We start from the raw sequence: 22,711 nt of genomic DNA on the forward strand, positions 1-22,711 counted from the left end.
GCCCGGCCCCCGCCGCCCCGACGACGGGATTTCGCCATCCGCCGACCTCTCCTCCTTCCGGGGTGCTGACGCCACATCACGGATGTGGCTAACATCACGTCAACGCGGCAACGTTGCCGGAGCGTTACGGAGGTGCGCGGTGCGGCCAGCACGGGGACAGAACGGCACGAACCCGACCGGGACGCCCGGTTCCCGCCTCCGGCCCCGCCTCTGGTCCGTCCGCACCCTGTGGCACACCGTCGGCGACGGCGAGTTCTTCTGCCCCGACTGCGGCGGCGACCGGAACTACCAGCGCCGCACCGGCCGCAGACGCCTCACCGTCCTCGGCATCCCGCTCGTCACCCGCGGCACCGCGGGCCCGGTGGTCGAATGCGCCGCCTGCCAGGGCCACTTCGGGACGGAAACCCTGGACCACCCCACCACGACCCGCTTCTCCGCGATGCTCCGCGACGCCGTGCACACCGTCGCCCTCGCCGTCCTCGCGGCGGGCGGCACCTCGTCCCGTACGGTCACCACGACCGCCGTCGCCACCGTCCGGGCGGCCGGGTTCGACGACTGCACCGAGGACCAGCTCGTCGCCCTCATCGAGGCCCTGGCGGCGGACACCGGCCGGTTCCTGGCCGACCCGGTCGGCGACACCGACCCCTGCGGTGCGGCCCTCGCGATCGAGCTCCACGAGGCCCTCGAACCGCTGGCCCCGCACCTCGCCCCCGCCGGCCGCGAGTCCATCCTGCTCCAGGGGGCCCGGATCGCGCTCGCGGACGGCCCGTACAGCCCGGCCGAACGCGAGGTGCTCAGCACGGTCGGCGGCGCGCTCTCGCTCTGCGCGGACGACACCGCCCGGCTGCTCGCGGCCGCCCGCACGCCCTCCTGAGGCCCGGCTAGTTCTTGAGCTTGTACTCGCAGAGCTTGTCCGACTTGCCGTTCTGGTTGTCCGCGACCTGCTTGCCGTCGACCTTGATGGTGCAAGGGGCGGCCTGAAGCATCCCGTCCGCGCGCTTGACGGAGCCCGGCACCACCGACACCGTGTGGCCGACCTCCAGCTCGGCGTCCTCCAGCGTCACCGACTCGGTCTTCGTCCAGGGCAGCGTCACCTGCTCGAAGTGGTTGGTGTTGCCGACCCACATCACCTGAGACTTGCCCGTGCCGCCCACCTCGAAGACGACCTGGTGCGGCACGCCCTCGCGGTCCGGCGCCGAGCCTTTCGCGTTGCCGCCCGCCGAGGCGCTGGGCTTGGCGTCGCCCGCCTTGGCCGTGCCGTCGTCCTTCTTCTCGCTCCCGCACCCGGTGAGCAGCGCGGCCGCCGCGAGCAGGGTGATGGCGAGGGTGGCTGTCTTCCGCATGTGCGTACGTCCCCGTTGCTGTGCTGATCGGTACTGGTCCCGCAGGAGACCGTAGATCATGCCATCGGGCGCCCGGACACCGCCCGCGGGGGCACGCGGCAGCGCGTTAACCCCCGTACCGCAATGCATTGTTGGGCATCCGGAAGGCCTTGAACATTCGCTCGAAGAAACCTCTCTTTATGAGCCGTGCGGTCGATCCGGAGCGGAAACGTCCAACTGCCGCTTGCGAATTGGCTGTTCGAAATAGCGGGGGCGGTCACCCGATATATGGAGAGCGGGACGGGTGCCCGTCCGCCGCCCCTTCCCGGCTCCGGCCTGCTCCAACCCCCTGCGGCACACCTTCGTAGGAGCAGAAATCGCGGCTGCGGAATCGGTCGCGGGTGAATTGCAGGATGCGCGCGCCCGGTCCTGAATTACGCGGCCATTGCTCCTGCTCGATCCAATGTGGTACCCGAACGAAAAACTGGGATCATGGAGCGGCCGGCGCCGCCCGGCACCCGATACTGCCCGTGGACCCAGTTCCGTACTGTCGGAGGGAAACCCATGACCGCAGTCCCGCCCGTGGGTTCGTACGTCGTCGACACCGGGAGCGGAAGACTGGGCCAGGTGATGGGGCGGCAGGGGCCCTACCTCCAACTGCGGCCGTTCGGCGGCGGGCGCGAGTGGGACTGCCTGCCGGAGGCCGTGCGGGCCGCGACCACCACGGAGCGGCTCAGGGCCGCGACGGCGTACGCGAACGCGCGCAGCCGGGGCGAAGTGCCGTGAGCCGCACTCCCCGGGCAGGCGGCGCGCTACTCCCTGGGGAGCAACACGGGCGGCCGGGACGCCCGGGGAAGTACGGATGATCTCGGTCGCGGGCGGGACGAAAGGGGCCGCCGCGAGCCCGACGCTGGAAACAGCCGGGCAGGCCGCGAGGGCCTTCCGGAGTCCAGCCGGAGGGGGACCCGCCATGGGGTCGACGAGGTCAGCACCAACGAGGTCGGCGCCGGCGCCGACCGGGGGATCAACTGCCTTGAGGCGGCGGGCAGTTCCCTGGGGCGTGCTCGCGCTGTGGGTGATCGTGCCCGCCGTCGCCGGATCGTTCGCGGGGAAGCTCGGGGACGTACAGCGCGACCAGACCGCCGACTACCTGCCGGCGCCGACTCGACACAGGTGGCCAAGCTCCAGGACAAGCTGCCCGGCGGCGAGATCACCAGTCTGGTGCTCGTCTACCACCGCGACGGAGGAGTCGGGGCTGGTGGTGCCGGGCGCGTGAGCCCTGCGCGGGTTCAGCCCTGCCCGGGCCCGTCGGTGCCGTCGGCCGGCTTGATCAGGGAGTCCTCGGAGGGCCGGGTCTTGGTGGCGCCCTTGGCGGGGTCCGAGGCGGCCGGGAGCGGGGCGAGCTCGGTGCCGTTCCAGCGCAGAGTGGTGTCGGACTCGCGGTTGCGGCCGCCCGCGGGCTCCGTGACGACGAGATCGGTGCCCAGCGTCGCGGCGCTCGTGCCGGGCCGCCCGGCGTACTCCAGAACGGCATGGGCCTGCTCGCCGACCGCCGTGTAGACCCAGAGGATGGTGCGGCCCAAGTCGTCGTAGGCGAGCACGAGTTCACGCTTTCCGTCACCGGTGAGATCGGCGTACGCGGGCGGCCGCAGCCGGCACGAGGAGCCGTCCGGGCACCCCTTGAGACCGCTCTGCACCGCGCGGTCGGTCGCCGGATCGGCGGCCAGGAGGCGCACCCCGTCGACCCGCGAGAGATCCCCGTCCGGCACGGTGACCCCCGGCACGGGCCCGCGCGCGTGGAAACCCTGGCCCGGCTTGGCGGGCACGACGGTGGCGGTGTGGTCGGGCCACAGCGGGGAGGCGGTCACCGAACCGGAGGGCGAGGGAGCCGGCCCGTCGTCCCGCACCCCCTCGCCCGCCGAGCACCCCGCAAGCGCCAGCACGGCGAACGCGCAGACCGCCGTGCGGGCACGGCGACCGGTGGTGGGCAGCGGCATTCCGGTCCGTCCAGGTGAGGCGAAGGGTTCGGTCACAGGAGAAGAGGGCCCTGCTGGCGCAATGGTGCCGCATCCCCCTATGTAAACGCCGTGAATCGGACCGCACACGGGCGCCCGGCGCGCCCGGACCGCTTGAGGGGCAAGGGGAGAGGCCCCCGGGGTGATCCGCGCCACGTCGCCCCGACGGGGGCGGCGCTTCCGGCGCAGACGACCTCGGCCCGTTCGGCGGCGCCCCCCACCCTTTCACCTGCGGACCCGTTCGTGGCCGGTCGCGTGGTTCCTCGCGCCCCTTGCAGGATCGGTGCGGGCTCCCCTGGTGCGACCCGGCCGCCCCTCCGCCTCTTCGCCTGCGGACCGTGCGTGGTTGCTCGCGCAGTTCCCCGCGCCCCTGGCAGCGCCGGGTACCGGCATTCCCAGCCTGTCATGGGGGTCCCCCTGGCCCTTAAGGCCTTGGGGGAGTTTGAGGACGAGCGCACTTAAGGCGCGATCGGGGTCTGGGCGGAGCCCAGCGGCCACCGGGGCGCAGCTGGACGAAACCTCCCGGAGGGTCTCGGGAAGGGGCGGGGTGGGGAATTCGCCCAGATCCAGGGCCTCGCGCCGCACCGCTCGCCCCGTGCAGGACAATGGCCGCATGAGTCTGTTCCGTGATGACGGCATCGTGCTGCGTACCCAGAAGCTGGGTGAAGCCGACCGCATCATGCTGTTGTCTCCCGGGGGGCAACCCCCGGACCCCCGGCCGGACACCCGTGGGGGCTCGCGATGAGTCTCTTCCGCGACGACGGGATCGTGCTGCGCACCCAGAAGCTCGGGGAAGCCGACCGCATCATCACGCTGCTCACCCGCAATCACGGCCGGGTGCGGGCCGTCGCCCGCGGGGTGCGGCGGACCAAGTCCAAGTTCGGGGCGCGGCTCGAACCGTTCAGCCACGTCGACGTGCAGTTCTTCGCGCGCGGCAGCGAACTCGTCGGCCGCGGGCTCCCGCTGTGCACCCAGAGCGAGACCATCGCTCCGTATGGTGGCGGCATCGTCACCGACTACGCCCGGTACACCGCGGGCACCGCCATGCTGGAGACGGCGGAACGGTTCACCGACAACGAGGGCGAGCCGGCCGTGCAGCAGTACCTGCTCCTGGTCGGCGGGCTGCGCACGCTCGCCCGCGGCGAGCACGCCCCGCACCTCATCCTGGACGCCTTCCTGCTGCGCTCGCTCGCCGTCAACGGATACGCCCCGAGTTTCGAGGATTGCGCGAAATGCGGCATCCACGGCCCCAACCGGTTCTTCTCCGTCGCGGGCGGCGGCGTCATATGCGGTGACTGCCGCGTACCCGGCAGCGTCGTACCCTCTGCGGAGGCCATCGGACTGCTCAGCGCGCTGCTCACGGGGGACTGGGAGACGGCGGACGCTAGTGAGCCGAGGCATGTGCGGGAGGGCAGCGGGCTCGTATCGGCCTATCTGCACTGGCACTTGGAGCGCGGCCTGCGCTCCCTGCGGTACGTAGAGAAGAACTGAGCATCCAGAGCATCTAGGGAGAGAGCTCCACATGGCAGTACGCGGAATCCTGGGCGGGCGGTCGCGGCGCGACTACAAGACCCCCGAGCCGCACCCGTCGGGCGCGGTGCCGCCGAAGATCCCGGCCGAGCTGGTGCCCAACCACGTCGCCTGCGTCATGGACGGCAACGGCCGCTGGGCCAAGGAGCGCGGCCTGCCCCGCACCGAGGGCCACAAGGTCGGCGAGGGAGTCGTCCTCGACGTGCTCAAGGGCTGCCTGGAGATGGGCGTCAAGAACCTCTCCCTGTACGCCTTCTCGACCGAGAACTGGAAGCGCTCGCCCGAAGAGGTCCGCTTCCTGATGAACTTCAACCGCGACGTCATCCGGCGCCGCCGCGACGAGATGAACGAGCTCGGCATCCGCATCCGCTGGGTCGGCCGCATGCCCAAGATGTGGAAGTCCGTCGTCCAGGAGCTCCAGGTAGCCCAGGAGCAGACCGTCGACAACGACGCCATGACGCTGTACTTCTGCGTCAATTACGGCGGCCGGGCGGAGGTCGCCGATGCCGCGCAGGCCATCGCGCGCGACGTCGCCGCCGGGAAGCTCGACCCGTCGAAGGTGAACGAGAAGACCTTCGCCAAGTACCTGTACTACCCCGACATGCCGGACGTCGACCTGTTCCTGCGGCCCAGCGGCGAGCAGCGCACCTCCAACTACCTGATCTGGCAGTCCAGTTACGCCGAGATGGTCTTCCAGGACGTGCTGTGGCCCGACTTCGACCGGCGCGACCTGTGGCGGGCCTGCCTGGAGTTCGCCTCCCGCGACCGCCGCTTCGGCGGCGCCATCCCCAACGAGGCGCTGGCCGCGCTCGACAAGAGCGGCGACCTGCCCCGGCAGTGACGGTGAACCGTACGGAACGGCTGTACGCCCTGGTCGAAGAGCTCCGCGCGATCGCGCCCCGGCCGCGCACGGTCGGCTGGCTCGCGACGCGCTTCGAGGTGTCGGGCCGCACCGTGCAGCGCGACCTCCAGGCGCTGATGGAGTCGGGGGTGCCGGTGCGCTGCGAGGCGGGACGGCGCGGCGGCTGGTTCATCGACCCCGGGATGACCCTGCCGCCGGTCAACCTCACCAGCGAGGAGGCCCTCGCGGTGGCCGCGGCGCTGGCCGGGGCGGAGTCCTCGACGCCGTTCTCCTCGGGCGCGCGGGGCGCCATGCGCAAGCTGGCGGCGGCGCTGTCCGCGGATGCGGCGTCCTCGGTACGCGATCTGGCCTCGCGCATCCACGTGCTGCCGGGCCGGACCTCGGCGGGGGTGCTGCGGACGGTCGAACTCGGCGTTCTGGAGCGGAAGTTGCTGCGGATTCGCTACGCGGATGCGGCGGGGTGCGAGTCGTCCCGGCTGGTCGAGCCGGGCGGGCTGTTGTGCGCGGAGGGGGGTTGGTACCTGGTGGCCTGGTGCCGCCTTCGGGGGGCCGGCCGCGGGTTCCGTCTCGACCGGATCCGGGCGGCGGAGCCTCTCGATGAGAGGTGCGAGCCTCGGCCGTTGTCCATGCTGGACGAGGGGCTCGCGGGGCGGGTGGGAAGCCCGGTGTCGCTGAGCTCGCTGGCGGCGGAGGGCTAACGGCTGTGGCTTTCCCCACCCCGCCCCTTCCCGCTGTGACACTCTGCGGCTCCGCCGCGTGGCCTCCGGGGGTGAAGGACCCTGGGGCTCCGCCCCAGACCCCGTTCGCGCCTGAAGGGCGCTCGTCCTCAATCGCCGGACGGGCTAAAGATGCCGGTGCTGGCCAGGATCGATGCTGCTAGGGGCGCGGGGAACTGCGCGAACACGCACCCGCGGCCCGCGGTCGAACGGCCAGCGCCCAAGGGGCTCGGGGCGGAGCCCGAGGGGGACCGCCCCGAGGGGGTGAAGGGGGAGGCCCCCTATGAGTTCCCCGGGTTGGCGCACTGCGCGCACGTGCCGAAGATTTCCACCGTGTGGGCCACGTTCACATAGCCGTGCGCCGACGCGATCGACTCCGCCCACTTCTCGACCGCGGGCCCCTCCACCTCCACGGCCTTCCCGCACACCCGGCACACCAGGTGATGGTGGTGGTCCCCGGAGGAGCAGCGCCGGTACACCGACTCCCCGTCGCTGGTGCGCAGCACGTCCACCTCGCCCGCGTCCGCGAGGGACTGCAGCGTGCGGTAGACAGTGGTCAGGCCCACCGAGTCACCCCGGTGCTTGAGCATGTCGTGCAATTCCTGTGCGCTGCGGAACTCGTCCACCTCGTCAAGGGCAGCCGCCACCGCGGCACGCTGCCGGGTCGACCGGCCTCGTACGGGGGCGGTATTCGACCCGCCGAGTGGCGCTGTCGTCACAGGTGCCTCCAAGCCTTGACCCGTACAAACTCTCCTGGGGCCATTGTGCCAGCTCCCGCTCAGGCCGTGACCTCGCCGGCCTGAGGCTTTGCCGGGGCGGGCACGTCGAGCCCGCACTCGCCCTCGGCCGGGGCTGCCGCCGCGGCCCGGGCCCGCCGCTTGGCGAGTGGCGTCGCGAGACCCGTCAGGACGATGAAGATCGCGATCGTGAACAGGACGATCACCGCGCCCGGCGGTACGTCCTCGTAGTACGTGACCACCGTTCCGCTCAGCGTCACCGTCACCCCGATCGCCACCGCGATCGCGAAGGTCAGGGCGAAGCTGCGGGACAGCTGTTGCGCGGCCGCGACCGGCACCACCATCAGGGCGGAGACCAGGAGCAGGCCCACCACGCGCATGGCCACGGTCACCGTGACCGCCGCCGTCACCGCCGTCAGGAGGTTCAGGGCTCGCACCGGCAGACCCGTCACACGTGCGAACTCCTCGTCCTGGCTGACCGCGAAGAGCTGGCGGCGCAGGCCGACCGTCACGGCGAGGACGAACGCTGCCAGGAGGCCGATGGCCCACACGTCCGACTGCGAGACCGTCGACAGCGAGCCGAAGAGGTAGGAGTTCAGGTTGGCCGTCGAGCCGCCCGGCGCGAGGTTGATGAAGAGCACGCCGCCCGCCATGCCGCCGTAGAACAGCATCGCGAGCGCGATGTCGCCGCGCGTCTTGCCGTACCAGCGGATCAGTTCCATCGTGACCGCGCCGAGGACCGAGACGAGCGTCGCCATCCACACCGGTGAGGTGGAGAGGAGGAAGCCGAGGCCGACGCCGGTCATCGCGACGTGGCCGATGCCGTCGCCCATCAGCGCCTGGCGGCGCTGGACCAGGTAGATCCCGACGGCGGGCGCGGTGATCCCGACGAGTGCCGCGGCGATCAACGCCCGTTGCATGAACGGGGAGTTCAGGAGTTCCATCATGGTCAGCTCAGCAGTCCCGTGCGTACCGGCTCGGCGGCCGTGTGCGGATGTACGTGGTCGTGGCCGGGCAGCGCGTGCTGGCCGACGGCCCTCGGCGGCGGGCCGTCGTGCACGACGCACCCGTCGCGCAGCACCACCGCCCGGTCGATCAACGGCTCAAGGGGCCCGAGTTCGTGCAGGACGAGGAGGACCGAGGCGCCTGCGGATACCTGTTCGCGCAGGGTCGCTGCCAGGATCTCCTGGCTCTCCATGTCGACGCCCGCCATGGGCTCGTCCATGATCAGGAGTTCCGGCTCGGCCGCCAGTGCCCGCGCTATGAGCACGCGCTGGTGCTGGCCGCCGGAGAGGGCGTCCACGGAGTCCTTCGCCCGGTCGGCGAGGCCCACCGCCTTGATGGCCCGGTCGACGGCCTCGCGGTCGGCCCTGCGCAGGATCCCGAAGCGGGTGCGCGACAGCCGGCCCGAGGAGACGACCTCGCGGATCGTGGCGGGCACCCCGCCCGCGGCGGTCGTGCGCTGCGGTACGTAGCCGACCCGTCCCCAGGCACGGAAGCGCCGGCGCGGGGTGCCGAAGATCTCGACCGAGCCGCCGCTGAGCGGCACCTGCCCGATGATCGTCCGGATCGCGGTGGACTTGCCCGAGCCGTTCGCGCCGAGCAGCGCGACGACCTCGCCGCGGTGCACGGCCAGGTCGATGCCGCGCAGGACGGGGCGCGAGCCCAGCTCGGCCGTCACCTTGGTGAGCGATATGACGGGCTCCATGGCGGGTGCCTCCAAAGCGGGTGGACGGATGGTCACTTGGTGCCGAGCGCCGTCGTCAGGGCGGTCAGGTTGGACCGCATCACCGAGAAGTAGTCGGTGCCCTTCGACTTGTCGGTGATGCCCTCAAGAGGGTCGAGTACATCAGTCTTGAGCGAGGCGTCCGACGCCAGGGTCTTGGCGGTCTTGTCGCTGACCAGCGTCTCGTAGAAGACGGTCGTGACCCCGTCGGCCTTCGCCATCTTCTGGAGGTCCTTGATCCGGGCCGGGCTCGGCTCGGAGTCCGGGTCGAGGCCGTTGATGGCCTCCTCGGTCAGCCCGTAGCGCTCGGCGAGGTAGCCGAAGGCGGCGTGGGTGGTGATGAAGACCTTCGCCTTCGTGTTCCCCAGTGCGGCCGCGTACTCCTTGTCGAGGCCACCGAGCTTCGCCACCAGAGTGTCGGTGTTCTTCCGGTAGTCGGCCGCGTGGGCCGGGTCGGCCTTCGCCAGGGCCGCGCCGACGCCCTTGGCGACCTCGGCGTACTTCACCGGGTCCAGCCAGATGTGCGGGTCGTCGCCGCTCTCGGAGTGGCTGTGGCCGTGGTCGGCGTGGTCCTCCTCGCCGGCGGTGTGGTCGTGCGCGGCGGCGTGTCCGCCCACCTCGTTGCCGTGCTTCTCCATCGAGGTGAGCGTCGAGGCGTCGACCTTGGTCTTGAGGTCGGCCTGCTTGACGGCCGCGTCCACGGCGGGCTGGAGGCCCTTGAGGTAGACGACCGCGTCGGCGTCGTTGAGCTTCGCGGTCTGCTTGGCGCTGATCTCCAGGTCGTGCGGCTCCACGCCCGGCTTCGTCAGGCTGGAGACCGAGACGTGGTCGCCGCCTATCTGCTCGGTCAGGAACTGCAGCGGGTAGAACGACGCCACCACGTCAAGCCGGCCGCCCTTCTTGTCCGCCGCGGCCGAGCCCGATCCGCAGGCGGTGAGGGCCGTGAGACCGAGGAGGGCGGCGCAGGACAGGGCGGCCGTGGGTATGAGGCGTCGTACGTTCATGACATCCATTTTCAACAAAGATGGAAACGGTTGTCAATAATCGGGACCGGCGGCTCTCCGTGAGGGGCCGTGTGCGGGCCCCGCGCGGTAACCGATTTGATAGAGGGGGTGCGGCCGCCGCTAATCTGGGGCATTCGCTGTTCCCCCGTTCGTCGTCGTCGTTAATGAAGAGAGCACCGTGGCCGCCGACAAGATCGACACCATCGTCAACCTGAGCAAGCGCCGTGGCTTCGTCTACCCGTGCAGCGAGATCTACGGAGGCCAGAAGGCCGCCTGGGACTACGGGCCGCTGGGTGTCGAGCTGAAGGAGAACCTGAAGCGCCAGTGGTGGCGCTACATGGTCACCTCGCGCGAGGACGTCGTCGGCATCGACTCGTCGGTGATCCTGGCCTCCGAGGTCTGGGAGGCCTCCGGTCACGTCGCGACCTTCACCGACCCGCTCACCGAGTGCACCTCCTGCCACAAGCGCTTCCGCGCGGACCACCTCGAAGAGGCCTACGAGGAGAAGCACGGCAAGGCCCCCGCGAACGGCCTCGCCGACCTCAACTGCCCCAACTGCGGCAACAAGGGCACCTTCACCGAGCCCAAGAGCTTCTCGGGCCTGCTCTCCACCCACCTCGGCCCGACCCAGGACACCGGCTCGGTCGCCTACCTGCGCCCCGAGACCGCCCAGGGCATCTTCACCAACTTCGGCCAGGTCCAGCAGACTTCCCGCAAGAAGCCGCCCTTCGGCATCGCGCAGATGGGCAAGTCCTTCCGCAACGAGATCACGCCGGGCAACTTCATCTTCCGCACCCGCGAGTTCGAGCAGATGGAGATGGAGTTCTTCGTCAAGCCCGGCGAGGACGAGCAGTGGCAGGAATACTGGATGGAGCAGCGCTGGAACTGGTACACCGGCCTCGGCATGCGTGAAGAGAACATGCGCTGGTTCGAGCACCCCGCCGAGAAGCTCTCGCACTACTCCAAGCGCACCGCCGACATCGAGTACCGCTTCAGCTTCGGCGGCAGCGAGTGGGGCGAGCTCGAAGGCGTGGCCAACCGCACCGACTACGACCTCACCGCGCACTCCAAGGCCTCCGGCCACGACCTCTCCTACTTCGACCAGGAGGCCGGCGAGCGCTGGACGCCGTACGTCATCGAGCCCGCGGCCGGTGTCGGCCGCGCGATGCTGGCGTTCCTGCTCGACGCGTACAGCGAGGACGAGGCGCCCAACGCCAAGGGCGTCATGGAGAAGCGCGCCGTGATGCGCCTCGACCCGCGCCTGGCGCCGGTCAAGGTCGCCGTCCTGCCGCTGTCCCGCAACCCGCAGCTCTCCCCGAAGGCCAAGGGCCTCGCGGCGGACCTGCGGCAGAACTGGAACATCGAGTTCGACGACGCGGGCGCCATCGGCCGCCGCTACCGTCGCCAGGACGAGATCGGCACCCCGTTCTGCGTGACCGTCGACTTCGACACCCTCGACGACAACGCGGTCACCGTGCGCGAGCGGGACACCATGGCCCAGGAGCGGGTCTCCCTGGACCAGATCCAGCAGTACCTCGGCAGCAGGCTGCTGGGCTGCTAGGCGCTCCGCTGGTTCGGGGTGCGCTTCGGCTGCGGACCGTGCGTGGCTGGTCGCGCCCACGCGGCGGAGCCGCATGTGTCACAGCCCCGCGCCCCTCAGCGGCATGACGAAGCCCCGGGTTCCTTTGCCAGGAATCCGGGGCTTCTGCCGTGCCCAGTACGGGAGCTACGGCTTGCGCAGCGCCACCACCCCGCACGCCACCGCCATCGGCAGTTCCGCCGCCAGCGCCAGGGTCAGGGCGGTCGGCAGGTCGCCCGCGGCCGCCGTCGTCACGTCGAACCACGCGTCCATCACCAGGAGCGCCGCAGTCGCCGCGGCGAGCTGGGAAGCTCGGGGGTCCTGTCGCTTCAGCAGGACTCCCGTGCCGGTCAGGCCCGCCGCCAGCAGGGCGTCCAGGCCGATCCACGCCGTCGACCAGTTGGAGACCTCCGTGGTCTGCGGCAGCGTCTTGGCGAGCACCACCATCCACGGCACCAGCGCTATCCCGGCCCCGGTCAGGACGGTCGCCAGGCGCGGCCGGCGACGCAGGACTCCCGAAGTGCCCACGACGGTACGGGGCTTACGGCTCGTACGGATCTGCGGGGCGACGAGCGTCATGGCGGCGGGCTCCTTCCGGCCCGGCGGTCCATCCGCCCGAGCACAGCAACAAGACTCGCGTCCGGGGCCGCTCCGGTCAGTAACGCGGCTGTCCGAACCGGGGGTGGTGCTGGCTACACCCCCGACCGGGCAGCAGCGTGATGGCAGGCCCGTGACCAGCCCAACTACGCTGTGTCCATGGCAACTCCCGGCCCGCTGCGGCGCGCGTACGACTGGACCGCCGCGCACGCGCCGTGGTCGGCGTGGGCTTGGCGCAACACCGCCCTCGTGGTCGCGTCCGTACCGGTCGCGGTACCCGCGGCGCTCGCCCTCGCGTACACGTTCTCCAACCCCAAGCACCTCTTCAAGACGCTGGCCTTCGTGCTGCTGCTCTGCCCGCTGCTCACCCGGCTCCAGCGCAGCCGCTTCTGGTCGCTGACCGGCCTCGACATCCCGAAGATCCAGTGGGCCCGCCCCTGGTACCGCTGGGGCGGACTCATCCCGCGGCTGCGCGCCGAATCGACCTGGCGGCAGTACGGCTACCACCTGCTCGTCTCCCCGCTCGCCGGGATCGGCGGCGTCCTGGTCGTGCTCGGCTGGGCCACGGGAGCCGCCTGCACCTTCGTCTACGCCTGGGTGTGGGCGCTGCCCGTCGACGACCGGCCCGCGGGCTGGACCGAGGCCTATGTCGCCTTCACCGTCCTCGGCGCCCTGCTGCTCATCGCCATGCCCTGGTTCGCGGCCCTCGTCGCCGCGCTCGACAGCCGCGCGGCGACCGTCCTGCTCGGCCCCAACCGGGCCAAGGAACTGGAACGCCGCGTCGAGGACCTCGCCGAGAGCCGGGCCGGCATCCTCGACGCCGCCGACCTGGAGCGGCGACGCATCGAACGCGACCTGCACGACGGCGCCCAGCAGCGCCTCGTCTCCCTCGCCATGAACCTCGGCATCGCCCGCGCCACCCTCACCGACCTGCCGCCCGAAGCGAGGGCCGTCATCGACGAGGCCCACCGCGAGGCGAAGGAAGCCATCGAGGAACTCAGCAGTCTCGTACGGGGCCTGCATCCGGCCGTCCTCGAAGACCGCGGCCTGGACGCCGCGATCTCCGGCATCGCCGCCCGCGCCCCCTTCCCCGTCGAACTCACCGTGGACCTCGCCGAACGCCCCTCGCCCACGGTCGAGGCCGTCGCCTACTTCGTCGTCTCCGAAACCCTCGCCAACGTCGCCAAGCACGCCCGGGCGACCCGCTGTTCCGTCCTGGTCCGCCGCCGCGCCCAGCTCCTGACGATCACCGTCAGCGACAACGGCGTGGGCGGCGCCGACCCGGCGGGCGGCACCGGCCTCCTTGGCCTGCGCAAGCGCGTAGGGTCGGTCGACGGAACCATCAGGATCAACAGCCCCCACGGGGGCCCGACCGTCATCACTGTGGAGCTGCCGTGCGGGCTGTGATCGCCGAGGATTCGGTGCTGTTGCGGATAGGACTCGTCAAGGTCCTGGAAATGGCCGGATTCGAGGTCGCCGCCGAGACCGGAGACGCCGAGGGCCTGCTGCGGGCCGTCGAGGAACACCGGCCCAAGCTGGCGCTCGTCGACGTCCGGATGCCGCCCGGCTTCACCGACGAGGGCGTACGGGCCGCTCTGATGATCCGTCAGCAGTGGCCGGACACCGCCGTGTTGCTGCTCTCGCAGTACGTCGAGGAGCGGTACGCCGCCGACCTCCTCGCCACCCAGACCGGCGGCATCGGCTACCTCCTCAAGCAACGGGTCGCCGACGTCGAGGAGTTCGTCGACGCCCTCAAGCGCGTCGCGGCCGGCGGCACCGCGCTCGACCCGCAGGTCGTCGCCCAGCTCCTGCTGCGCCGCGGCGGCGGGCCCGACCCGCTGGAACGGCTCACCCCGCGCGAACGCGACGTCCTCGCGCTCATGGCGGAAGGCCGCTCCAACGCGGGCATCGCCGCCGAACTCGTCGTCAGCGAAAGCGCGGTGGCCAAGCACATCAACAACATCTTCGCCAAGCTCGACCTGCCCGTCGCCGACGGCGACCACCGCCGGGTCCTCGCGGTCCTGCGGTTCCTGGACGGCGGACCGGCGTGAGCGCCACCGAGCAGCGCGAGGCACCGAAGGCACCGAAGGCGGCGGAGGCCGCGGGGGAGCGCCCCCGCCACCGCACCGCGTGGATCATCGTCGCGATCATCGGCGCCCTGGGCATCGTGGCCCCGTTCACCTTCTCGCTCGTGGCCGACGCCATCAGTAAGACCGATGCGTACGCGAGCCCCGACAACGGTCGCCCCCATGCCGTCTCGGCCGTCGAAGTGGACTCCGGGGCGGCCCAGATCTCCGTCACGACCGGCGCCGCCGGGCAGGTGACGATGAGCGGCAAGCTCACCTGGTCGATGAAACGGCCCGTCGTCGAGCGGACCTGGGACGGCGACACCCTCAAGGTGCACACCCGCTGCGTCGGCTTCGTGGACGAGTTCGTCCAGAACTGCCAGGTCGACCTCAAGCTGACCGTCCCCGCAGGTGTCCGCCTCAAGGTCAAGAGCGGCTCCGGCCCGATCAAGGTCAGCAATCTGACCGGCCCCGTCGACCTCCAGGGCGGCTCCGGCAGCATGAAGCTGTACGGGCTCAAGGGCGCGGTCCGGGCCAAGGTCGGCTCCGGTGAAATCCAGGCGTCCCAACTCTCCTCGTCCGACGCCTACTTGAAATCCGGCTCCGGCACCGTGGACGCCGAATTCATCGCCGCGCCGCAGCGGGTCAAGGCCTCCGCCGGATCGGGCAGCGTCTCGGTCACCGTGCCGGAGAGTGCCCACTACCGGGTCGAGGGAGGCACGGGGTCGGGCGGCCGCAGCATCCAGAAGGAGCTGATCGACAACAACTCCGACCGGGTCCTGGACGTCTCCAGCGGCTCCGGATCGGCCACGGTCGGCTACCCGGGCTTCTGACTTGGGGAGCCTCGTGCCGCCCCCCCCAATTCACCCTGGGAATCCTGCTGTTGATGTTGTCCGTGGGGCACACTGGCCCCGCCGCAGCGAACTTCGCCGCGTACCGGCGCATTTCAGGGAGCCACCGATGCCGTCCACGACGACCAGCACGGTCAGCAGATGGGACCAGCACAGCAGACGCCACGTCGTACGGGTCGAGCGGGCCGGCGTGCAGCGCTCGCTGACCTGTGAGACCTGTGGCTGGCGCAAGGGCGCCCAGTTCCTGCCCTGGCTCAAGGCGGAGGAACACCTGACCGCGGCCCACCAGGCAACCGTCGACCCGACGGCCCCGGCGGGCTGAGCCGCGCGCGGAGCGCTCAGCGCTTCCTCAGCCCCTGCAACAGCAGATCCACCACGGCCCCGAAATCGTCCACGATGGACCGGCGCGACCACTCCGCCGCGTACACCGGGTCGTGGAAGCGGCCCGTCGCGTCGAAGACGGCCCGCGCCGAGACCGCCGACGACTCGTGCGGAATCGTGAACTCGCCCCGCTCCAGACCGAATTGGATGATCGTGGTGAGCTGACCCACCAGCTCCGCGATGTGCTCCTCCACGACGCTGCTGTTCTCCCGGAGCAGCACCTCGTACGTCTGGAACAGCTCCGGGTCGTCGCCCGCCTTGTGCATCTTGGCCTGGAACAGCTCGCTCAGCCAGAGCCGGAGCACGACGCCCGACTCCAGGTCCTGGCGGGCCGCGATCTCCCGCAACAGGTCCGTCGAACGGTTCAGCCACCGCTCGGTGACCGCCTCGCGCAACGCGGCCTTCGTGCGGAAATGGCGGTACACACTGCCGTGGCTCACCCCGAGCTGGCGCGCCACATCGACGACCGTCGCCTTCGCCGGGCCGTACCGGCGCAGCACCTCCTCGGTCGCGACGAGGATGCGCTCGGCGGTCAGTGGTTCCGTACTCATGGACATGACGTTACCTGCCGCTCGGAACGGCCCGGCCGGCCTGTGGACAACCCCGGTCACGGACTTGTCCACAGGTCACGGGCACGGGCAGGGGTGTGGCTCGGGCTCAGTGCTCGCTGTCCAGGTGGGCCATCTGAGCCTGGGGGTAGCGGTCGCCCGCGGCCGCGTCGACCGGGATCGCCGCCTCGATCGCGGCGAGGTCGGCGGCGGTCAGGTCCACGTCCAGCGCGCCGAGCGCCTCGGTCAGCCGGTCCCGGCGGCGGGCGCCGACCAGCGGCACGATGTCCACGTCGTGCTGCGGGCCCTGCGCGAGGACCCAGGCGATGGCGGTCTGCGCGACCGAGACGCCCTTCTGCTCGGCGATCTTCCGCAGCGCCTCGACGAGGTCCAGGTTGTGCTGGAGGTTCTCGCCCTGGAAGCGCGGGCTCATGCCGCGGAAGTCGCCCGCCGACAGCTGCCGGTCGCGCGAGAAGTGCCCGCTGATCAGACCGCGCGAGAGCACCCCGTACGCGGTGACGCCGATGCCCAGCTCGCTCGCGGTGGGCAGGATCTCGTCCTCGATGCCGCGCGAGATCAGCGAGTACTCGATCTGGAGGTCGGAGATCGGGGCCACGGCGGCGGCCCGGCGCAGGGTGGCCGCGCCGACCTCGGAAAGCCCGATGTGCCGTACGTGCCCGGCCTGGACCAGCTCGGCGATGGCGCCGACGGTCTCCTCGATCGGCACGTTCTCGTCGACCCGGGCGATCCGGTAGATGTCGATGTGGTCGACGCCGAGGCGCTGCAGCGAGTAGGCGGCGAAGGTCTTGACCGCGGCGGGCCGCCCGTCGTACCCGAACCAGGCGCCGTCCGGGTCGCGGAGCGCGCCGAACTTCACGCTGGTCAGGGCCTGCTCGCGGGCCGCGGCGGGGGCGGAACGCAGCGCCTCGCCGATCAGCATCTCGTTGTGGCCCATGGCGTAGAAGTCGCCGGTGTCGAGAAGCGTGACGCCGGCGTCGAGCGCGGCATGGATGGTGGCGATCGACTCGCCCCGGTCGGCTTCGCCGTACAGCGCCGACATGCCCATGCAGCCGAGGCCGAGCGCGGAGGTGCGGGGGCCGCTGGTGCCGAGGGTGCGGGTTCGCATGAGGGGACTCCTTGGTGGTGGGGGTGTGCGTCCACGATGACATGACAGCTGACAGATTTCAATATCTGTCAGCTGTCATGTGTTGGTCGTCATCTGTGATCCGGTGCCCGGGGCCCCGGCCCCCCACGCCAATAACTGGTACAGCTCACCCCCAGGACCCAGGTACCGTCGCCCTCATGGCTAAGAGTCGTAACAACCTGCTCGGTGTCGGTGGACAGCGGAAGAAGGTGTCCCGCAACGGAGACCAGGGCTCCGTCCAAGGGAGCGCGGCCGACCGGAAGGCGGCCGTGGACAAGAAGGAGGAGCTGCTGCGCAAGATGCGCGAGCGCGCCAACCCCGCGACGACGGAGTCGAGCGAGAGCTGATCCGAGGAGTCCGGGGCATCCGGAACATCCGTACGGCGAAGGGCCCGGAACGTGTGACACGTTCCGGGCCCTTCGCCGTCGCGGCTCACCCGCTCACCGCATGGTGCGCGGCAGCCGCAGGCTCAGCAGGGTCGTCACCACGATCAGGCCGAGCTGGACGAGGAGCGTGACGACGAGCGCGTCGCGCATGCCCATCGACGGCGCGAGGGCAAGGAAGAGGCTGCCCAGGACGGCGACGCCGAGGGCGATCGCGGACTGCTGGGTGGTGACCATCACGCCGCTGCCCACCCCGGCCCGGTCGGCCGGTATGTCGGAGAGCATCAGGCGGATGAGGACCGGGAGTTGCAGGCCCTGGCCGAGGCCGGCGACGGCCACACCCGGGGCGAGTTCGACGATGCTCAGGCCCGACCAGCCGTTCCGCACGGTCAGTACGAGCACGGTGATGCCGACCGCCTGGATCACTCCGCCCGCGGTCACCACGCGGGTGCCGAAGCGGCCGATGAGCCGGGGCCCGGCGAGCGAGGCGGCGAAGAAGGCGAGCGCCATCGGCACCAGGGCGAGACCGGCCGAGACCGGGCCCATCCGCAGTCCCTGCTGGAGCACCACGGCGACCACGAACATGAAGCCGCTGAAGCCGATCGAGAACGGCACCACCATCGCCAGGCCGCGCCGCAGCGAGGTCGTTTCGAGCAGGCTCGGCGGCACCAGCGGCGTCCGGCCGAGCCGGTCCGCGCGCCGCTCCACCAGGAAGAACGCGACGGCGGCGAAGGGGAAGACACCGAGCGAGACCCACGTCCACAGCGGCCAGCCCGCGGCCCGGCCCTCGGTCAGCGGGAGCAGCAGCGAGATCAGGGACAGCGCGAGGAGCAGCGTGCCCGGCACGTCGATCGTGGCCGGCCGGTGCGAGCGGGTCTCCGGCACCGAACGGGCCGTGAGGAGGATGCCGAGGACGGCGACCGGCACGTTCACCAGGAACACCGAGCGCCAGCCGGACCCGGCGATGTCGGCCGCGACCAGGACGCCGCCGAGGATCTGCCCGGCCACCATGGACAGGCCGGCGGTCGCGCCGTACAGGCTCATCGCCTTGGCGCGGCGCGGGCCCTGGGTGGTGGCCTGGATGGTGGCGAGGACCTGCGGCATCATCAGCGCGGCCGCGGCACCCTGTGCCACCCGGGCGCCGACCAGCGTCCAGGCGCTCGGCGCGAGGCCGCAGGCCAGCGAGGTGAGGCCGAAGGCGGCCATGCCGATCAGGAAGAGCCGGCGCCGGCCGGCCATGTCGCCGAGGCGGCCGCCGAGCACGAGCAGGACGGCGTAGGCGACGCCGTATCCGGCGACGACGAGTTCCAGCAGGGCCGGACCCGCGGCGAGTTCGCTGTCCATGGACGGCAGGGCGACGTTGACGATGAAGAAGTCGATCAGGGGGAGCGCCGCGCCGAGCAGTACCGTGAACAGCCCGAGCGGCCCGATGACTGCCCCGTGCTGGGTGACCGGGACAGTAAGGGAAGAGGTGGAAGGGTTGGAGGTCGTCCGTACCGTTGTTTCACTCACGGGGAAGACGATCCTCTTCCGCTGAGCCTGGTACCAGAGTCTCCTTATCCTGGTACAAGCACTACCTGGCAACCGGCTGACAAGCATCGGCGGGTGCGGCACCCTGAAGCCATGAGCACTGTGGCCCCGGCAAGCGATGTCCGCCGTCATGAGCTGGCCGAATTCCTGCGCAGCCGCCGCGAGCGCATCACCCCCGAGCAGGTGGGGCTGCCGCCCGGCCGGCGCCGCCGCACTCCGGGGCTGCGCCGCGAGGAGGTCGCGCAGCTCTCCGCTGTCGGTGTCACCTGGTACACCTGGCTGGAGCAGGCCCGCGACATCCAGGTCTCCCCGCAGGTCCTGGACGCCCTCGCGCGCGCCCTGCTGCTCGACCCCAGCGAGCGCAGCCACCTGTTCTCGCTGGCCGGCGCCCTCGACCCGGCGCCGAACGCGGCGTGCCCGAACGTGACGCCCGCGCTGCGCGCAATGCTCGACCAGATGGGGCCGATCCCGGCCTGCATCCAGAACAGCCGGTACGACATCCTCGCGTACAACAGCACGTACGGGCGGCTGCTCTGCGATCTCGACGCGCTGGCGCCCGAGGAGCGCAACTGCCTGTGGCTGGCCTTCACCAACCCCGACTGGCGGGCCTCGGTGGTCGATGTGGCCGAGATGAACCGGGTGATGGCGGCCAAGTTCCGCGCCTCGATGGCCGAGCACCTGGCCGAACCGGCATGGAAGGCGCTGCTGGCCCGGCTCACGGGTGCCTCTCAGGAGTTCCGCGAGGTGTGGGCCCGGCACGAGGTGGTCAACCAGGGCGGCAAGACCAAGTACCTCCGCAACGCCCACGTCGGCCTGCTGTCCGTCGAGCACACCAATCTGTGGCTCGGGCCCTCGGCGGGCCCGCGTGTGGTGATGTACGTGCCGACGGACGACGAAACCCGCGGGCGCCTGGAGCGACTCCAGGAGTTGGCGGACGCCGATCAGGCGTTGGCGTCCGCCGGGGCCTGAACGGCCGGAGCCTCCAGGCACCGCGCGGTCCGCCGCGCCGACTCGCGCGCCCAGCGTCCGCTGGTCGCGAGCCCCACGCACAGCACGCTCAGACCGCAGCCCGTGATGATCCACCAGGCGGGCCGGGCGGCCCCGGGGAAGCTGTCGGCGTACGCACCGGAGGCGACGCCCGCCATGCCGCCCGCGAGCACCGCGCCGATGACGGCCACGCCCAGGGTCTGGCCGATCTGGCGGCTGGTGGAGGCGACCGCGGCGGCCACGCCCGCCTGGGAGCGGGGCATTCCGGAGACCGCGGTGTTGGTGATGGGCGCGTTCACCATGCCGAAGCCGAGGCCGAACAGGACGTACCCGGTGAAAAGGAGCGCCGTGGTCCGCTCGGCGTCGAAGAGCGCGAAGAGCAGCCCGCTCGCGGCCATCGCGACGCCGGCGACCAGCAGGGACAGGCGCGGCCCGCGGCTGCCGACGAGGCGGCCCGACAGGGGCGCGCAGACGAAGGTGAGCGCGGCCATGGGCAGCATGTAGAGCCCGGCGTTCAGCGCGCTCAGACCACGCGCGTTCTGCAGGTACAGGGTGTTGAGGAAGAGGAACCCGCCGAGCGCGGCGAAGGCCGAGATCGCGATGACGGTGGCGCCGCTGAACGGGGCGCTGCGGAAGAACCGCAGGTCGATGAGGGGTTCCGCGCGCCGGGGCTCGTACATCAGGAGGGCCGCGAGCGCGGCGACGGCTATGGCGACGAAGGCCAGGATCTGCGGCGAGTCCCACCCGGCGCTGGGCACCTCGATGATCGCGTACGTCAGGGAGCCGAGCAGCGCGATGACCAGGAGCTGGCCGATGGGGTCCGGGCGGCGCGGCTTGGGGGCGCGGGACTCGGGGACGTAGCGCCAGGTCAGGAAGAGGGCTAGCAGCCCGATGGGCAGGTTGAGCCAGAAGATCGAGCGCCAGCCGACCGACTCGACGAGCACACCGCCGATGATCGGGCCCGCGGCCATCGAGATGCCGACGACACCGCCCCACACGCCTATGGCGCGGGCGCGTTCGCGCGGGTCGGTGAAGGTGTTGGTGATGATCGACATCGCGACGGGGTTGAGCATCGAGCCGCCGACCGCCTGCACCATCCGGAAGGCCACCAGGGATTCCAGGTTGGGGGCCAGCGAGCAGAGCACCGAGCCGATGGTGAACAGGACCAGGCCCGCCTTGAAGACCTTGCGGCGGCCGATGCGGTCGGCGGTGGAGCCCGCCAGCATCAGCAGCGAGGCGAGGACGAGGGTGTACGCGTCGATCGTCCACTGCAGGCCGGAGACGCCGGAGTGGAAGTCCTTCTGCAGGGAGGGGAGGGCGACGTTGAGGACGGTGTTGTCGAGGCTGACGATCAGCAGGCTCATGCAGCAGATCGCCAGGATGAGCATCCGTCGGCGGGGGTTCGGCTCGGACATGGCATCGATAGTACGCCTAACTAATGAACCGGATGGACGGGGCCCAGGTGGCGGCGGTCCTGGTACCAGTGACACCGGTCTGCGCGCACCCGTTGTCCACAGCCCCGAAGGGGCACGGCCGGGATGCGCGACAATAAGCAGATGACCACGCTCTCCATCGGCCCGCACACCGTGCAGCCGCCCGTGGTGCTCGCACCCATGGCCGGCATCACCAACGCTCCGTTCCGCACCCTGTGCCGCGAGTTCAGCGGCGGCAAGGGCCTGTTCGTCAGCGAGATGATCACGACGCGGGCGCTGGTCGAGCGCAACGAGAAGACCATGCAGCTCATCCACTTCGACGAGACCGAGACCCCGCGCTCGATCCAGCTCTACGGAGTGGACCCGGTCACAGTAGGCAAGGCCGTCCGCATGATCGTGGACGAGAACCTCGCCGACCACATCGACCTCAACTTCGGCTGCCCGGTCCCCAAGGTGACCCGCAAGGGCGGCGGCTCGGCCCTGCCCTACAAGCGGCCGCTGCTGCGCGCGATCCTGCACGAGGCCGTCTCCAACGCCGGGGACCTGCCGGTCACCATGAAGATGCGCAAGGGCATCGACGACGACCACATCACCTTCCTCGACGCCGGCCGGATCGCCGTCGAGGAAGGCGTCACCGCGATAGCGCTGCACGGCCGCACCGCAGCCCAGCACTACGGCGGCACCGCCGACTGGGACGCCATCGCCCGCCTCAAGGAGCACGTCCCCGAGATCCCGGTGCTCGGCAACGGCGACATCTGGTCGGCCGAGGACGCCCTGCGCATGGTCAAGGAGACCGGCTGCGACGGCGTCGTGGTCGGCCGGGGCTGCCTGGGGCGGCCCTGGCTCTTCGGCGACCTGGTGGCCGCGTTCGAGGGCACGGACTCCTTCGCGCGCCCCACGCTGCGCACGGTCTCCGAGGTGATGCTGCGGCACGCGACGCTGCTCGGCGAGTGGATCGGCGACGAGACCCGCGGTGTGATCGACTTCCGCAAGCACGTCGCCTGGTACCTCAAGGGGTTCGCGGTCGGTTCGGAGATGCGCAAGAGCCTGGCCGTCACCTCGTCCCTGGACGAACTGGGCGCTCAGTTGAGCGAGCTGGACCTGGACCAGCCGTGGCCGATCGGCGCCGACGGCCCGCGCGGCAGAACGTCCGGAAACAACCGGGTCGTCCTGCCGGACGGCTGGCTGAAGGACCCGTACGACTGCTCCGGCATCAGCATGGAGGCCGAGCTGGACACCTCCGGCGGCTGATCCGGGCCGGTTCGGATCGGCGCGGAACGGTCCAAAGAGTGGTCCGAGG

At 70.9% G+C, this 22,711-nt stretch carries 24 protein-coding genes; 13 read left to right on the top strand and 11 right to left on the bottom strand.

Features of this window, described 5'->3' with window-relative positions; genetic code table 11:
• Window positions 1-139: 139 nt before the first annotated feature.
• A complete protein-coding gene (locus ADK54_RS22730; protein ID WP_053727531.1) occupies window positions 140-874 on the top strand; it encodes a TerB family tellurite resistance protein in 735 nt (244 codons plus the stop codon).
• A 7-nt stretch (window positions 875-881) separates the two neighbouring features.
• Here ADK54_RS22730 and ADK54_RS22735 read toward each other — a convergent pair whose 3' ends face one another.
• Complete coding sequence (locus ADK54_RS22735) at window positions 882-1,343, bottom strand: hypothetical protein (RefSeq protein WP_053727532.1); 462 nt, start codon at window positions 1,341-1,343, stop codon at window positions 882-884.
• 543 nt (window positions 1,344-1,886) lie between these two features.
• On the opposite strand from ADK54_RS22735, the gene ADK54_RS22740 reads away from it, so the two are divergent.
• Window positions 1,887-2,108, top strand: a complete 222-nt coding sequence (locus tag ADK54_RS22740) for a hypothetical protein (protein WP_053727533.1) — start codon at window positions 1,887-1,889, stop codon at window positions 2,106-2,108.
• Between the two features lie 503 nt (window positions 2,109-2,611).
• On the opposite strand, the gene ADK54_RS46175 is transcribed toward ADK54_RS22740, so the two are convergent.
• Window positions 2,612-3,319: a hypothetical protein gene (locus tag ADK54_RS46175; protein WP_053727534.1), complete on the bottom strand. Its 708-nt coding sequence runs from the start codon at window positions 3,317-3,319 to the stop codon at window positions 2,612-2,614.
• Window positions 3,320-4,078: 759 nt separating this feature from the next.
• On the opposite strand from ADK54_RS46175, the gene recO reads away from it, so the two are divergent.
• Genes recO through ADK54_RS22760 form a run of 3 tightly spaced genes read left to right on the top strand, consistent with a single transcriptional unit; the run spans window position 4,079 to window position 6,427 of the window.
• Window positions 4,079-4,828: a DNA repair protein RecO gene (gene recO / locus ADK54_RS22750; protein ID WP_053727535.1), complete on the top strand. Its 750-nt coding sequence runs from the start codon at window positions 4,079-4,081 to the stop codon at window positions 4,826-4,828.
• A 31-nt stretch (window positions 4,829-4,859) separates the two neighbouring features.
• Window positions 4,860-5,708 (top strand): isoprenyl transferase, encoded by an 849-nt coding sequence (locus ADK54_RS22755; protein WP_053727536.1) that lies wholly within the window; start codon window positions 4,860-4,862, stop codon window positions 5,706-5,708.
• A gap of 2 nt (window positions 5,709-5,710) precedes the next feature.
• Complete coding sequence (locus ADK54_RS22760; RefSeq protein WP_053727585.1) at window positions 5,711-6,427, top strand: helix-turn-helix transcriptional regulator; 717 nt, start codon at window positions 5,711-5,713, stop codon at window positions 6,425-6,427.
• A gap of 299 nt (window positions 6,428-6,726) precedes the next feature.
• Here the strand turns inward: ADK54_RS22760 and ADK54_RS22765 are convergent, their stop codons facing one another.
• The 4 genes from ADK54_RS22765 to ADK54_RS22780 are packed head-to-tail and all read right to left on the bottom strand — an operon-like array spanning window position 6,727 to window position 9,912.
• Complete coding sequence (locus ADK54_RS22765; protein ID WP_053727537.1) at window positions 6,727-7,164, bottom strand: Fur family transcriptional regulator; 438 nt, start codon at window positions 7,162-7,164, stop codon at window positions 6,727-6,729.
• A gap of 59 nt (window positions 7,165-7,223) precedes the next feature.
• On the bottom strand, window positions 7,224-8,126 hold the full coding sequence (locus ADK54_RS22770; RefSeq protein WP_053727586.1) for a metal ABC transporter permease: 903 nt from the start codon (window positions 8,124-8,126) through the stop codon (window positions 7,224-7,226).
• A gap of 5 nt (window positions 8,127-8,131) precedes the next feature.
• The gene (locus ADK54_RS22775) at window positions 8,132-8,890 is read right to left on the bottom strand and encodes a metal ABC transporter ATP-binding protein (protein ID WP_053727538.1); all 759 of its coding nucleotides are present in this window, start codon (window positions 8,888-8,890) and stop codon (window positions 8,132-8,134) included.
• Between the two features lie 32 nt (window positions 8,891-8,922).
• Window positions 8,923-9,912 carry a metal ABC transporter substrate-binding protein gene (locus tag ADK54_RS22780; RefSeq protein ID WP_053727539.1) on the bottom strand — a complete coding sequence of 330 codons (990 nt, stop codon included), beginning with the start codon at window positions 9,910-9,912 and terminating at the stop codon, window positions 8,923-8,925.
• A 178-nt stretch (window positions 9,913-10,090) separates the two neighbouring features.
• Between ADK54_RS22780 and ADK54_RS22785 the strand changes: the two genes are divergently transcribed.
• Window positions 10,091-11,473, top strand: a complete 1,383-nt coding sequence (locus ADK54_RS22785) for a glycine--tRNA ligase (protein ID WP_053727540.1) — start codon at window positions 10,091-10,093, stop codon at window positions 11,471-11,473.
• Between the two features lie 165 nt (window positions 11,474-11,638).
• On the opposite strand, the gene ADK54_RS22790 is transcribed toward ADK54_RS22785, so the two are convergent.
• Complete coding sequence (locus ADK54_RS22790) at window positions 11,639-12,070, bottom strand: hypothetical protein (protein ID WP_053727541.1); 432 nt, start codon at window positions 12,068-12,070, stop codon at window positions 11,639-11,641.
• A gap of 177 nt (window positions 12,071-12,247) precedes the next feature.
• Between ADK54_RS22790 and ADK54_RS22795 the strand changes: the two genes are divergently transcribed.
• From ADK54_RS22795 to ADK54_RS22810, 4 genes are all read left to right on the top strand, one after another.
• Window positions 12,248-13,495, top strand: coding sequence for a sensor histidine kinase (locus tag ADK54_RS22795; protein WP_053727587.1), 1,248 nt, complete (start codon window positions 12,248-12,250; stop codon window positions 13,493-13,495).
• Window positions 13,483-14,139, top strand: coding sequence for a response regulator (locus ADK54_RS22800; protein WP_199827017.1), 657 nt, complete (start codon window positions 13,483-13,485; stop codon window positions 14,137-14,139). Before ADK54_RS22795 ends, ADK54_RS22800 begins: the two co-directional genes overlap by 13 nt.
• On the top strand, window positions 14,136-14,987 hold the full coding sequence (locus ADK54_RS22805; protein ID WP_053727542.1) for a DUF4097 family beta strand repeat-containing protein: 852 nt from the start codon (window positions 14,136-14,138) through the stop codon (window positions 14,985-14,987). The genes ADK54_RS22800 and ADK54_RS22805 overlap by 4 nt, the downstream gene beginning before the upstream one ends.
• Before the next feature lie 127 nt (window positions 14,988-15,114).
• Window positions 15,115-15,327 (top strand): hypothetical protein, encoded by a 213-nt coding sequence (locus ADK54_RS22810; RefSeq protein WP_053727543.1) that lies wholly within the window; start codon window positions 15,115-15,117, stop codon window positions 15,325-15,327.
• A gap of 16 nt (window positions 15,328-15,343) precedes the next feature.
• Here ADK54_RS22810 and ADK54_RS22815 read toward each other — a convergent pair whose 3' ends face one another.
• Both ADK54_RS22815 and ADK54_RS22820 read right to left on the bottom strand, forming a co-directional pair.
• A complete protein-coding gene (locus ADK54_RS22815) occupies window positions 15,344-15,943 on the bottom strand; it encodes a TetR/AcrR family transcriptional regulator (RefSeq protein ID WP_053727544.1) in 600 nt (199 codons plus the stop codon).
• 100 nt (window positions 15,944-16,043) lie between these two features.
• A complete protein-coding gene (locus ADK54_RS22820; protein ID WP_053727545.1) occupies window positions 16,044-17,060 on the bottom strand; it encodes an aldo/keto reductase in 1,017 nt (338 codons plus the stop codon).
• A gap of 176 nt (window positions 17,061-17,236) precedes the next feature.
• On the opposite strand from ADK54_RS22820, the gene ADK54_RS22825 reads away from it, so the two are divergent.
• Window positions 17,237-17,425, top strand: a complete 189-nt coding sequence (locus ADK54_RS22825) for a DUF6243 family protein (RefSeq protein WP_053727546.1) — start codon at window positions 17,237-17,239, stop codon at window positions 17,423-17,425.
• 93 nt (window positions 17,426-17,518) lie between these two features.
• On the opposite strand, the gene ADK54_RS22830 is transcribed toward ADK54_RS22825, so the two are convergent.
• Window positions 17,519-18,973, bottom strand: a complete 1,455-nt coding sequence (locus ADK54_RS22830) for an MFS transporter (RefSeq protein ID WP_234392167.1) — start codon at window positions 18,971-18,973, stop codon at window positions 17,519-17,521.
• Window positions 18,974-19,084: 111 nt separating this feature from the next.
• Here ADK54_RS22830 and ADK54_RS22835 point away from each other — a divergent pair, with 111 nt between their 5' ends.
• A complete protein-coding gene (locus ADK54_RS22835; protein ID WP_053727547.1) occupies window positions 19,085-19,960 on the top strand; it encodes a helix-turn-helix domain-containing protein in 876 nt (291 codons plus the stop codon).
• Here the strand turns inward: ADK54_RS22835 and ADK54_RS22840 are convergent.
• On the bottom strand, window positions 19,933-21,393 hold the full coding sequence (locus tag ADK54_RS22840) for an MFS transporter (protein WP_199827018.1): 1,461 nt from the start codon (window positions 21,391-21,393) through the stop codon (window positions 19,933-19,935). The genes ADK54_RS22835 and ADK54_RS22840 overlap by 28 nt on opposite strands.
• Window positions 21,394-21,516: 123 nt before the next feature.
• Between ADK54_RS22840 and dusB the strand changes: the two genes are divergently transcribed.
• A complete protein-coding gene (gene dusB / locus ADK54_RS22845; RefSeq protein ID WP_053727549.1) occupies window positions 21,517-22,662 on the top strand; it encodes a tRNA dihydrouridine synthase DusB in 1,146 nt (381 codons plus the stop codon).
• Window positions 22,663-22,711 lie beyond the last annotated feature (49 nt).

The sequence above is a fragment of the Streptomyces sp. WM6378 genome, assembly GCF_001279695.1.
Lineage (GTDB): Bacteria > Actinomycetota > Actinomycetes > Streptomycetales > Streptomycetaceae > Streptomyces.

Bases quoted from the DNA above. Each gene is read 5' to 3' on its own strand.
- ADK54_RS22825 (WP_053727546.1), top strand. From the start codon at position 17,237: ATGGCTAAGAGTCGTAACAACCTGCTCGGTGTCGGTGGACAGCGGAAG.
- ADK54_RS22755 (WP_053727536.1), top strand. From the start codon at position 4,860: ATGGCAGTACGCGGAATCCTGGGCGGGCGGTCGCGGCGCGACTACAAG.
- ADK54_RS22735 (WP_053727532.1), bottom strand. From the start codon at position 1,343: ATGCGGAAGACAGCCACCCTCGCCATCACCCTGCTCGCGGCGGCCGCG.
- ADK54_RS22810 (WP_053727543.1), top strand. From the start codon at position 15,115: ATGCCGTCCACGACGACCAGCACGGTCAGCAGATGGGACCAGCACAGC.
- recO (WP_053727535.1), top strand. From the start codon at position 4,079: ATGAGTCTCTTCCGCGACGACGGGATCGTGCTGCGCACCCAGAAGCTC.
- ADK54_RS22780 (WP_053727539.1), bottom strand. From the start codon at position 9,912: ATGAACGTACGACGCCTCATACCCACGGCCGCCCTGTCCTGCGCCGCC.
- ADK54_RS22815 (WP_053727544.1), bottom strand. From the start codon at position 15,943: ATGTCCATGAGTACGGAACCACTGACCGCCGAGCGCATCCTCGTCGCG.
- ADK54_RS46175 (WP_053727534.1), bottom strand. From the start codon at position 3,319: ATGCCGCTGCCCACCACCGGTCGCCGTGCCCGCACGGCGGTCTGCGCG.
- ADK54_RS22820 (WP_053727545.1), bottom strand. From the start codon at position 17,060: ATGCGAACCCGCACCCTCGGCACCAGCGGCCCCCGCACCTCCGCGCTC.
- dusB (WP_053727549.1), top strand. From the start codon at position 21,517: ATGCGCGACAATAAGCAGATGACCACGCTCTCCATCGGCCCGCACACC.
- ADK54_RS22840 (WP_199827018.1), bottom strand. From the start codon at position 21,393: ATGTCCGAGCCGAACCCCCGCCGACGGATGCTCATCCTGGCGATCTGC.
- ADK54_RS22790 (WP_053727541.1), bottom strand. From the start codon at position 12,070: ATGACGCTCGTCGCCCCGCAGATCCGTACGAGCCGTAAGCCCCGTACC.
- ADK54_RS22795 (WP_053727587.1), top strand. From the start codon at position 12,248: ATGGCAACTCCCGGCCCGCTGCGGCGCGCGTACGACTGGACCGCCGCG.
- ADK54_RS22740 (WP_053727533.1), top strand. From the start codon at position 1,887: ATGACCGCAGTCCCGCCCGTGGGTTCGTACGTCGTCGACACCGGGAGC.
- ADK54_RS22775 (WP_053727538.1), bottom strand. From the start codon at position 8,890: ATGGAGCCCGTCATATCGCTCACCAAGGTGACGGCCGAGCTGGGCTCG.
- ADK54_RS22835 (WP_053727547.1), top strand. From the start codon at position 19,085: ATGAGCACTGTGGCCCCGGCAAGCGATGTCCGCCGTCATGAGCTGGCC.
- ADK54_RS22770 (WP_053727586.1), bottom strand. From the start codon at position 8,126: ATGGAACTCCTGAACTCCCCGTTCATGCAACGGGCGTTGATCGCCGCG.